This is a genomic window from Caballeronia terrestris (genome assembly GCF_001544515.1).
Taxonomy (GTDB): Bacteria; Pseudomonadota; Gammaproteobacteria; order Burkholderiales; family Burkholderiaceae; genus Caballeronia; species Caballeronia terrestris.
The window spans coordinates 1-2,653 of sequence record NZ_FCOL02000255.1; the positions used below are offsets into that span (position 1 = coordinate 1).

Here is a 2,653-nt window from a genome sequence, read left to right on the forward strand (position 1 = left end):
TTACCGGGTTGACCTTCGTCGGCGCGTCGCTCGCGCGCTTGGGCGGCGCTTCGGAGTTCATCGCCAAACCGGTGCTGCGCGGCTATGCGTTCGGTCTCGCAATTATCATCATAGTAAGACAGATACCCAGTGTCCTCGGCGTGAGTCTCAAGCACAGCGATTTTGCCGGCCTCGTGATCGAGCTTGCCCATAGATACGCGCAGGGGAACGTCTGGCAGTTAATGACCGGGCTCGTCCCACCGACGGGCGGGGGCCCATGTCACCGTCGGGTCGACGTTTGAATGTCCGTCCGTCGCGGACGACTGTCCGTAGCTGGCTAGCTTCTGCTTGGTGTGCTGCGTTGCATGGCTGGCCAGTAGAGATCCTTCAGATCGCTTGATACGGGTAACTTCATTTGACCAAATGCCTATACTGCATTGCAGTTCTGTGAATTCTGTTTAATTGTCCCATTACCAACGTATATAAATACCTGCGCTCCTTTTAGTATGCAAACGGGAGCACCCCCGGATGGCGACTGCCCAGCGCCCGTGTGCAGCGTGTGTCCGGACAACGAAAAATGCGGACGGTCTTGAGGGCGTTGCCACAATCGCCTGCTGGAGGGATGCCATCGTGAACAAGGCAAAGGCTATGTCAGGCGCCATGGAGGGACGGGGCGAGTACAACCGTCACAGCGCGTTGCAGGCCGCCGGTGGCGCCCTCGCGTTGAATGCTTTGAAGCAGGCAGCTGCACGCGTCGTGTTGGAGACCGCAGACCATCCGATCGTCATCGCCGATTACGGGACGTCGCAGGGCGGAAATTCGCAACTCCCGATGCGCGTAGCCATCGCCGAGTTGCGCACCCGGGCCGGGCCGAACCGTCCGATTCTTGTTTATCACGAAGACCTGCCAATCAACGATTTCGGCTCGCTTTTCAAGGTGCTGGAGGCAGACCCGGACCGATATGTCCGCGACGACTCGCACGTGTACCCATGCGCCATCGGCCGGTCGTTTTACGAAAGCGTACTTCCGCCGGCCTACGTGCATCTTGGATGGAGCGCGTACGCTGCGATGTGGTTAAGCCGCGTCCCTGTGCCGGTCGCCGATCATATCTACGTGCCCTGCATGAAGGGGGCCGCGAGCGCTGCGTTCCACGAACAGGGGATGAAAGACTGGCAGAAGTTCCTGTCGTTGCGTGCCGCCGAATTGCGGCCAGGCGGGCGTCTCGTCGTTGTGCTCCCAGGAGCGGATGACGACGGGCGCACCGGATTTGAACCGCTTATGAACGACGCGCACGATGTGTTGACACAGATGGCAGACGAGGGCGCCCTGACAGCAAATGAACGAGCGCACATGGTGCTGGCGACGTTCGGCCGACCCTTGCGCGAACTGCTCACGGCCTTCGCGGCAGACGGCCGGTGTTGCCAGTTATCCGTCGAGCATTGTGAGCGTCTTCCCTTGCCCGACGCCGTGTGGGACGGTTTTCTTCAAGATGGGGACCGCGAGCGGATGGTGAGCCGATATGCTGCGTTTTACCGGTCGACTTTTGTGCCGTCGTTGTTCCTCGCACTCGCGCAACCAGACGATACGCAAAGGAAAGGCGAACTGAGCGACCGTTTCGAGCACCTGCTGAAAAAACGGCTGGAAACTCGCCAGGAGCCAATCCATTCGCAGGTCCAGACGTTCGTCTTCGCGCGCGATCTTGTCCCGTAGATTTGCTCGTAACGCCGAAGTCTACTAGGTACGCTACGGTCCGGCGCCTTCAGCTTGGTCTTGACCTGCGTTCGCGGGCCCCTCGCGTCGGTATCATAGTTATACGGTGGCTGTTTAGTATCGTGAGTAGGAGCGGTTGCGGGCGATCTTGCGCCAGCCGCATTGGGCAAAACTCGTCTACGTTGCGAACGGTCGCCGCCAAGCGGCCGCTCGTCTCGTAGACACACTTTGCCGGTCGGGTGGGCTCGACGATAGACCATTCCGGACATTGCTCGCGCGCGATCTGCAAGTGGAGTGGATGCCGGGTCGCGTGAAGAAAAGCGCGCGGAGCGTGCAAATTGCGATGAAATATCAAGCTTGAACGTTCCTACAATTCCCCGAGACGAAAGAACGCTCTGAGAAGGCCTTTGAGCGGTGGAACGGCAAGGCGGCGTGGCGCCTAAGAGTGCGTTGCTCTGATGTTCTGATCGACGCGGAAGAAGTTCGTCGGGCCATATTTGCCATTCAAGGCGACAAGGCGCTTGTAGTTGTCGTTATAGGTCGCCATGAGCCTGTTGTGGTCCCCATGGTCCATCATGAAGTCCATAGGCGCCGTCCGCCGAGTAAGGATGCACGGCCTCCCAAAAGCCCTTGGTCCAGCGCGTGATCTTGCCCGCCTTTTGTGGACCGTGCTCGATGCCGGCGCTCACCATCGACTATATCGCATCGCGGGTGTTCCAGGCGGTGTCGCTCCTGCCGGCGCAACGCACGGCGCCGTCGACCGGATAAAGATGCATGAGCGAGAGCGGGCTCGGCAGTTTCCGCCCCTGGTCGATATGGCGTCAATCGTTTCGTCGGTCAGTTCTTTCACGAAATCGCCGCGCCAGCACCATTGCAGCCCTTTCGGAAAATCGTATCGAACATCGACTGGAGGGTCAGATATTGCATTTCTCCCATCCAGTTGAAGAGCGGCGCGGGCAACTCA

General features: G+C 59.4%; 3 protein-coding genes. 2 read left to right on the forward strand and 1 reads right to left on the reverse strand.

The window, feature by feature from the left end; genetic code table 11:
• Positions 1–281 (forward strand): SulP family inorganic anion transporter (locus tag AWB67_RS36120; protein ID WP_268808164.1); only part of this gene is annotated, 281 nt, incomplete at its 5' end.
• Positions 282–609: 328 nt separating this feature from the next.
• A complete protein-coding gene (locus tag AWB67_RS36125; protein ID WP_235025563.1) occupies positions 610–1,689 on the forward strand; it encodes a class I SAM-dependent methyltransferase in 1,080 nt (359 codons plus the stop codon).
• Between the two features lie 439 nt (positions 1,690–2,128).
• Here the strand turns inward: AWB67_RS36125 and AWB67_RS36130 are convergent, their stop codons facing one another.
• Positions 2,129–2,275: a BBE domain-containing protein gene (locus AWB67_RS36130; protein ID WP_087660656.1), complete on the reverse strand. Its 147-nt coding sequence runs from the start codon at positions 2,273–2,275 to the stop codon at positions 2,129–2,131.
• Positions 2,276–2,653 lie beyond the last annotated feature (378 nt).

Bases quoted from the DNA above. Each gene is read 5' to 3' on its own strand.
- AWB67_RS36130 (WP_087660656.1), bottom strand. From the start codon at position 2,275: ATGGACTTCATGATGGACCATGGGGACCACAACAGGCTCATGGCGACC.